This window comes from Microvirga sp. GN3 (assembly GCF_055792825.1).
Genome location: NZ_JBVVAK010000061.1, coordinates 42,413 through 50,147, shown reverse-complemented (window position 1 = coordinate 50,147; position 7,735 = coordinate 42,413). Strand labels below are relative to the sequence as shown.

The window sequence follows — 7,735 nt, the reverse complement described above, 5'->3', positions numbered from 1 at the left end:
GGGCGCTTTCGACCTCGACGATTACATCGATTATCTCAAGGCCATGGTCCGCAAGCTCGGGCCGAACCTCAGCGTGATGGCCGTGTGCCAGCCGGCCGTGCCGGTGATGGCGGCGGTCGCCCGCCTCGAGGCCGAGAACGATCCCTTCATTCCACGCTCCATGATCCTCATGGGCGGACCCATCGACACCCGCCGCTCGCCCACGGCCGTGAACCGGCTGGCGGAGGAGCGCGGCATCGAGTGGTTCCGTCGGCACTGTATCACCAAGGTGCCCCCGTCCCATCCGGGCTTCTGGCGCGACGTCTATCCGGGCTTCCAGCAGTTGTCCGGCTTCATGGCCATGAACATCGACCGGCACCTCAGCGCCCATTACGAGATGTTCAACCATCTCGTCGACGGCGACGGCGATTCGGCCGAGAAGCACCGCGACTTCTACGACGAGTACCTCGCCGTCATGGACCTGACCGCCGAGTTTTACCTGCAGACAATCGAGAAGGTCTTCGTGAACCACGAGCTGCCCAAGGGCGAGATGATGCATCGGGATCAGCCCGTGGACCTCATGGCCATCCGGCGCTGCGCCATCATGGCGGTCGAGGGCGAACGGGACGACATCTCGGGCGTAGGCCAGACCCTTGCGGCCCTGGACTTGACCCCTAACCTTCCCTCGGACAAGAAACTCTATCACCTGCAGACCGGGGTCGGTCACTATGGCGTCTTCAACGGTTCTCGTTTCAGGGCTCAGATCGCTCCTCGAATCGTTGAATTCATTGAGAATCACAATCGAGAACCAGTCCGGGGGAAGCCGTCAAGAGCCTGAACCTGTTCTTGATGCGTTCCTAGGAGCGGCAAACGGCTCCGCTGACAGAATCGAGCTGATGGGGCAGATTGCGGACATGAAATCCGCCCTGTTCCGCCGCGTTCCTGCGGACCCTCCTCATCTCAAAGTTTTCCATGAGGGACATCCCTTCAAGGTGGCCCTCAAACGCCGTCCGACTGCGAAGCGGATCACGCTGCGCATCTCCAACGCGACCGGCGAGGTCGTGCTCTCGATCCCCGAGCGCACCGATGTGGGCCTGGCCCAGAAATTCGCCGACAGCCACAGCCAATGGATCGCCACCCGGCTCGCCAAGGTGCCGGAGCGGGTCCTCTTCGAGCCGGGCGCCCTCGTGCCCTTTCGCGGCATCCCCCACCGGATCGTCCATTGGTCGTCCGTCCGGGGTGTGACTCAGGCGACCAGGGGCGGCGCGGGCGAGCCGATCATCGCGGTTGCCGGCGAGGTGGCCCATGTGGCCCGGCGGGTGCGGGATTTCCTCGAAACCGAGGCCAGACGTGACTTTGCCGTGGCCGTGAAGAAGCATACCGCCCAGCTCGGCGTGCCGGCCAAGCGCATCACCGTGCGCGACACGAAGAGTCGCTGGGGTTCCTGCTCGGCCAATGGGGCACTCAACTTCTCCTGGCGGCTGATCATGGCCCCGCCCTTCGTGCTCGATTATCTCGCCGCCCACGAGGTGGCGCACCTGCGCGAACTCAACCATTCCCACCGCTTCTGGAAGCTCACCCACCAGCTCTGCCCGCGCACGGACGAGGCGGAGGAATGGCTCAAGACCTACGGCAGCGCCCTGCATCGGATCGGGTGAGGGCCGCCGCGCCGTGTCATCCCGGCAGCCCGTCGGGATCGGGATGGTGATCCCGATGGATTGAAGCGCTTTTCAGAACCGGGATAGCCAGGACAAGCCCGTCATGACGTGCAGGGTGTCATCCCCGGCGAGCCGCAGGCGAGGAAAGGGGATCCATAGCGCCAAGCGCCTGCAAGTGGATTCCCCTCCGCTACGCTCCGGCCGGGAATGACATAGAGGATCGCGATCTCGGAACGCCCCATCCTCAATCCCTTTGTTTCCATTGAACAATTTATCGCTTTTTTAACCATCGCCCCCAGAGACATGACGTTAGGGCAATAGACCGCTTGCGTGCCAATCCAGCCATCCTCCCAGAGCTGGAAGGCGGGCCGGTCTGCAGGGGCATGATTTCAATGGCACTGAAGAATTTTTCGATTCCGCAGAAGGTGATTGCGGTTGTTTCTCTCATGGGGCTCGTCGCCGCCATGATCGCCGTGGTGGGCTGGCGCGAGACGTCCAAGCTCAAGGACGCGATGGAAATCGTCGGCCTGCGCGAAGAGGCCGCGCGCGAGGCGATGGATCTGCGCGTCGACATCATCGCCATCAGCCGGATGACCTATCAGGTCGCGCAGCAGCCGAACAAGGCGTCCGATTTCAGCACCGAGGCCGACCGCCGTACGAAAGAGATGCTCGACCGCTTCAAGATGCTCGAAGCTGTCGCGGATTCGCAGGAAAAGACCCTGCTCGATCAGACGCGGGCTGCGCTGAACGCCTATTTCGACGTCATCCGCTCCATGATCAAGGTGGCGGCCTCCGACAAGGGCAGCGATCAGGCGATCATGAACGCCGAGGTCGAGAAGGGTCTGGCCTCACAGCGCAATGTCACCGACACGGTGAAGGCGTACAGCACCTACACGGCGAAGAAGCTCGCCGACATGCGCGCGACCGCCGAACAGGGCGCGAATGCCGCCATCAGGCTTCAGATCGGCGTTGCCGCCATCGGTATCGTCCTCGGCGTGCTGATCAGCCTGCTGATGACGCGGTTCAGCATCGTGTCGCCTCTGCGCAACCTGACCTCGGTCATGCGCCGTCTGGCGAATGACGATCTTGCGGTCGAACTGCCCTCCGGCAATCGCAGCCGCGACATCGGCCAGATGATCGAGACCGTGCAGGTGTTCAAGGATCGCATGGTCCGCAACAAGGCGCTCGAGCACGAGGCGGTGCAGGCCCGCGAGGCCTCTGAGGTTCAGCGCAAGCGGATGATGACCGAGCTGGCCGAGACCTTCGACAACGCCATCGGCGAGATCATCCAGTCGGTCTCGACGGCCGCCGGCCGCATGCAATCGACCGCGGAGCAGCTGACGAATTCCGCTCAGGCGACCTCCTCGCGCTCCACGGCCGTTGCCGCGGCCGCCGAACAGACCTCGGCCAACGTGCTCGCCATGTCGAGCGCCACGGAAGAGCTCGGCGCGTCCGTGAGCGAGATCAGCCGTCAGGTCGAGCAATCCGCCGTCATGTCCCGCGAGGCCGTGCAGGCCGCGACCCTGACGACGGAGATCGTCTCGCAGCTGAGCACTGCCGCCGATCGGGTCGGCGCGGTGATCGACATGATCTCGGCCATCGCCGGCCAGACGAACCTTCTGGCGCTCAACGCCACCATCGAGGCCGCCCGTGCCGGGGAGGCCGGCCGCGGCTTCGCCGTGGTGGCGACCGAGGTAAAGTCTCTCGCCGACCAGACCTCGAAGGCGACCGCCGATATTTCGAGCCAGATCGCCGCGATCCAGGCCTCGACCGCGCAGGCCGTGGAGGCCATCAACGGCATCACTCACCGCATCCAGGCGATGAGCGATGTTTCGGACAGCATCGCCATGGCGGTGGACCAGCAGGGCGCCGCCACGCAGGAGATCGTCACTTCCGTGAATCAGGCTTCTGCGGGAACGGGCGAGGTGACGGCCAACATCAACAGGGTCGCCCAGGTGGCCGAGGAAACGGAGGTGGCGGCCCATCAGGTGCTGACATCGTCTTCGGCACTCGTGAGCCAGGCCGAGCACCTGCGCCATCAGGTCAACGACTTCCTGGCAACCGTCCGCGCTGCTTAAAGCGCCTAAAACAGATGACAGGAACGCCGTTTGGGCTTAACCCGGCGTGCCTGTCATTGTTGAACCTCTCTCATGCTCAAGCCCGATACGCTGGCCCTCACAATCGTCCTGGCGCTTCTGACCGCGCTCGGGCCACTCTCGACGGATATGTATCTGCCGTCGCTGCCGGCGATTGCGTCGGGGCTTGAGGCCACCACGGGACAGACGCAGCTCACGCTGTCCGCCTTCCTGCTCGGCTTTGCCGCAGGGCAGTTCTTTTACGGGCCGATCTCCGACCGGATCGGACGCAAGCCCGTGCTGCTCTTCGGGCTCGGGCTTTTCACCCTCGCGAGCCTGATCTGCGCGCTCTCGCCCAACATCGAAACCCTGATCGGCGCACGCTTCCTCCAGGCGCTCGGCGCGTCGGGCCCAATCGTGCTCGGGCGCGCTATCGTTCGCGATTTCTACGAGGGGCCGCGCGCAGGCCGTGAGTTGTCGCGCATGGGCACGATCATGGGCGTGGTGCCCGCCGCTGCTCCCGTTCTTGGCGGCGTCATCGAGCGCTTCACCGGCTGGCGTGTGACCTTCGGCGTGATGATCCTGTTCGGCGTGGCGCTCGCCGCCACGATCCTGTTTCGCATGCCGGAGAGCATTCGCAAGAAATCGGATGTGCCGATCTCGTTTGCGGCGATCCTGCGCGGATTCAGGCTCCTGCTGGGACACGCCGGCTACCGGACCTATGTGGGCTTGTCGATGCTCACCTATGGCGGGCTCTTCGCCTTCATCTCCGGCTCGTCTTTCGTGCTGCAGAAGATCTACGGTCTCGATGAATTGTCCTTCGCCTTTTCCTTCACCTTCGTGGTGGCGGGCTTCATGACGGGCACCATGCTGGCGCAGCATTTCGTCGGCCGTTATGGGCTCGACGGCACGATCAGGCTTGGCGTGACGTGTCTGGCGCTCGGCGGCGTCACCATGCTGGCTCTCGTGCTGGCGGGCGTTCCGTCATCGTTAAGCATCAGCGCGCCAATGGCGATCTATGGCATCGGCGTCGGCCTTACCATGCCGCAATCCATGGCCTCGGCGCTGATGCCTTTTCCCGATCGTGCCGGTGCGGCCTCGTCGCTGCTCGGCATCTGCCAGATGACCTTTGCGGCCATCGTCGGAATTCTGTTGGGCCGCAATCTCGATGCCTCCGCGATCCCTCTGCCCGCCACCATCGCAACGACCGGCCTGCTGGCGCTTGCCCTGTTCCTGGCGACGGGACGGGCGCGGGAGCATCAGCCCAAGGGCTGATCCATCATCGGGATATCGGCCAGGATATCGGTCGCTTTGTGATCGGCCGAAACGCCGTCGATGAAGAACACATCGCCTCTGGAATTGTTTGTCCGAAGCGGCAGGATCTGCCGATAGGCCGGGGAATCGTACCACGCGCCAGCGCTCGCCTTGTCCGGAAACGCGATCACGATCAAGTCGCCCGACCAGGATCCCTCCGCCACCGTCACGGATCCGCCGTGGATGATGAAACGCCCGCCGTACGGGGCTAGGGTTTCGTCGATGCGACGCAGATATTCGATGATGTCGGGACCGAGATTAACGTCGTGCAGGTGGCCGATGGCATAAGTGGACATGGGTTGCTCCTTCATTCGATGGAGCGAGCATGCCGGGAGCAGGGAGCGCTGGCGATTACGTGACACGTAATGGTTTGCGGGTTATCTCAACTCACTCCTCTGTCATTCCGGGGCGCACCTTTGGTGCGAGCCCGGAATCCATAACCGCTAACGTTGCAGGAAGAAGTGCGCCGGTGATCACTCATTCTTGAAACACCGTGTTTATGGATTCCGGGCTCGGCTCTGACGAGCCGCCCCGGAATGACAGTGCGGTGTATGAGAAGACCGGCGCTAAAGCCCGAACAGCTTCTCGAAGAAATTCTTCTCGCGGCTGGCACGGCGCTGGGGGGCAGGCTGCGGCGGGATCCAGCCGTTCTCGCCGGCGTTGGCGTAACGCGGATCCTGTCCGGCGCTGGCGACCGCCGGGCCCGATGGGGTGCGGAACCGCTCGCTGCCGGGCAGCGCGACGGGCTGTTTGTCCTTCAAGGCAATCTGCATGAAGTTGTGCCAGACCTCAGTCGGCAGGTTGCCGCCGGTGACGCGCTTGGTCAGCGTGCCGTCGTCGTTGCCGAGCCAGACGCCGGCGACGAGATTGCCGGAGAAGCCGACGAACCATGCATCCTTGTAATCGTCGGTCGTTCCGGTCTTGCCGGCGAGCGACCAGCCGGGCACCTGCGCCTTCTGCGCGGTGCCGATGACGAAGGTGTTGTGCATCATCTCGTTCATCATCGCGACGACGCCCGAATCGATGACACGGCCGAGACCGCCGGAGTTCGGACGCTTGTAGACGAGCTTGCCGTCCGTGGTCTTCACCTGGGTGATCACGTAAGGCACGACGCCGATGCCGCCATTGGCGAAGGCCGCATAGGCGCTGACCAGTTCGAGCGGCGTGACCTCCGAGGTGCCGAGCGCGAGCGAACCGTTGGCCTGGAGCGGCGAGGAGATGCCGAGACGCTGCGCCGTCTGCACCACGTTCTTCGGCCCGACCTCCATGTTGAGCTTGACCGCGATGGTGTTGAGCGAGAGCGCCAGCGCATCGCGCATGGCGATGGGGCCGCGGTACTTGCGGTCGTAATTCTTCGGCGCCCAGCCGCCATAATTGACCGGGCCGTCTTCCAGAACCATGTCGGGCGTGTAGCCCTTCTCTACGGCGGTGAGATAGACGAAGGGCTTGAAGGACGAGCCCGGCTGGCGCCGCGCGGCCGTGGCCCGGTTGAACTGGCTCGTCTCGTAATTGCGGCCGCCCACCAGCGCCTTGACGGCGCCGTCCGGCTGCAGGGCCACGAAGGCGCCTTGGCTCACGTTGAACTTCTGGCCCTTGGCGTTGAGCTCGTCCACGAGAACGCGCTCGGCCGCCGCCTGCATGGTGGGTTCGACGGTGGTCGAGACCACGATATCGGATTCGACATTGCCGACGAAATCGTCGAGCACGTCCATCACGTAATCGGCCGCGTAATTGGCGGAGCCCGCGCCGTTCGGGCGCACCGGCTCGGCCGGTGTGCCGAGCGCGGTCTTGGTCATGCCCGGCGTGATGAAGCCGAGCTCGTTCATGGCCGCGATCACGAGTTCCGCGCGGGCCTGCGCCCGCTCAGGGTTTCGGTTGGGCGCAAGGCGCGACGGCGATTGCACGAGGCCCGCGAGCACGGCCGCTTCCGAGAGCGACACGTTGCGGGCCGACTTGCCATAATAGCGCTGGGCGGCCGCCTCGACGCCATAGGCGCCGGCGCCGAAATAGACCCGGTTGAGATAGAGCTCGAGGATCTGGTCCTTCGAATAGTTACGCTCGAGCCAGAGCGCCAGGATCGCCTCCTGGATCTTGCGCGAGGCGGTGCGTTCCTGGGTCAGAAACAGGTTCTTGGCGAGCTGCTGCGTCAAGGTCGAGCCGCCCTGAAGGCCGCCGCTGCGGGAGAGATTGCGATAGATCGCGCGGGAGATGCCGACGGGATCGATGCCGAAATGGTCATAGAAGCGCCGGTCCTCGATGGCCACGAAGGCCTTCGGCAGATAGGGCGGCAGTTCTTTCAGCGTGACGGTGCGTCCGCCGGTCTCGCCGCGATTGGCGAGAAGCGAGCCGTCGCTTGCCATGATGGCGATGTTCGGCGGCCTTTTCGGCACTGTGAGCTGGTCGATGGGCGGCAGCTGCGAGGCGTAATAGGCCACCACGCCACCGATGGCGATGACGCCCCAGAGGCACAGCACGACACCGGCATAGACAAGCTTGCTGAAGAGGGAACGGCCGCCTTTGCGCTTGGCTTTCTTCGGCTTGGCGACGCGGCGCGGCCCATCGCCGCCGTTCGAAGAAGCTCGCCTGCGCGCCATTGTTCCCCCTGCCCGGTCTTCGGGCGAGAGGCGAAAGTCCAGCTCCCCCGCTTCCCCAGCGGGTGCATCGAAGACCGGCTCGCGCCGATCACGTCCGTTCGCCACCTCTAAAAAC

6 protein-coding genes are annotated in these 7,735 nt (G+C 64.2%); 4 read left to right on the top strand and 2 right to left on the bottom strand.

Going from position 1 to position 7,735, the window contains the following annotated elements:
• The 4 genes from phaZ to ACS5Q1_RS25520 form a co-directional block, all read left to right on the top strand.
• On the top strand, positions 1-817 hold an 817-nt coding region (gene phaZ / locus ACS5Q1_RS25535; RefSeq protein ID WP_473100806.1), incomplete at its 5' end, for a polyhydroxyalkanoate depolymerase.
• 76 nt (positions 818-893) lie between these two features.
• Positions 894-1,637 (top strand): M48 family metallopeptidase, encoded by a 744-nt coding sequence (locus ACS5Q1_RS25530; protein ID WP_473100810.1) that lies wholly within the window; start codon positions 894-896, stop codon positions 1,635-1,637.
• Positions 1,638-2,029: 392 nt separating this feature from the next.
• The gene (locus ACS5Q1_RS25525; RefSeq protein WP_473100805.1) at positions 2,030-3,715 is read left to right on the top strand and encodes a methyl-accepting chemotaxis protein; all 1,686 of its coding nucleotides are present in this window, start codon (positions 2,030-2,032) and stop codon (positions 3,713-3,715) included.
• Positions 3,716-3,787: 72 nt separating this feature from the next.
• Complete coding sequence (locus ACS5Q1_RS25520) at positions 3,788-4,987, top strand: multidrug effflux MFS transporter (protein WP_473100804.1); 1,200 nt, start codon at positions 3,788-3,790, stop codon at positions 4,985-4,987.
• On the opposite strand, the gene ACS5Q1_RS25515 is transcribed toward ACS5Q1_RS25520, so the two are convergent.
• A complete protein-coding gene (locus ACS5Q1_RS25515; RefSeq protein ID WP_473100803.1) occupies positions 4,972-5,322 on the bottom strand; it encodes a DUF1330 domain-containing protein in 351 nt (116 codons plus the stop codon). The genes ACS5Q1_RS25520 and ACS5Q1_RS25515 overlap by 16 nt on opposite strands.
• A gap of 270 nt (positions 5,323-5,592) precedes the next feature.
• On the bottom strand, positions 5,593-7,725 hold the full coding sequence (locus ACS5Q1_RS25510) for a transglycosylase domain-containing protein (RefSeq protein WP_473100802.1): 2,133 nt from the start codon (positions 7,723-7,725) through the stop codon (positions 5,593-5,595).
• Positions 7,726-7,735: the final 10 nt, after the last annotated feature.

Excerpts from the sequence above, each read along its gene's own strand:
- ACS5Q1_RS25525 (WP_473100805.1), top strand. The coding sequence starts at position 2,030 with ATGGCACTGAAGAATTTTTCGATTCCGCAGAAGGTGATTGCGGTTGTT.
- ACS5Q1_RS25520 (WP_473100804.1), top strand. The coding sequence starts at position 3,788 with ATGCTCAAGCCCGATACGCTGGCCCTCACAATCGTCCTGGCGCTTCTG.
- ACS5Q1_RS25530 (WP_473100810.1), top strand. The coding sequence starts at position 894 with ATGAAATCCGCCCTGTTCCGCCGCGTTCCTGCGGACCCTCCTCATCTC.
- ACS5Q1_RS25515 (WP_473100803.1), bottom strand. The coding sequence starts at position 5,322 with ATGTCCACTTATGCCATCGGCCACCTGCACGACGTTAATCTCGGTCCC.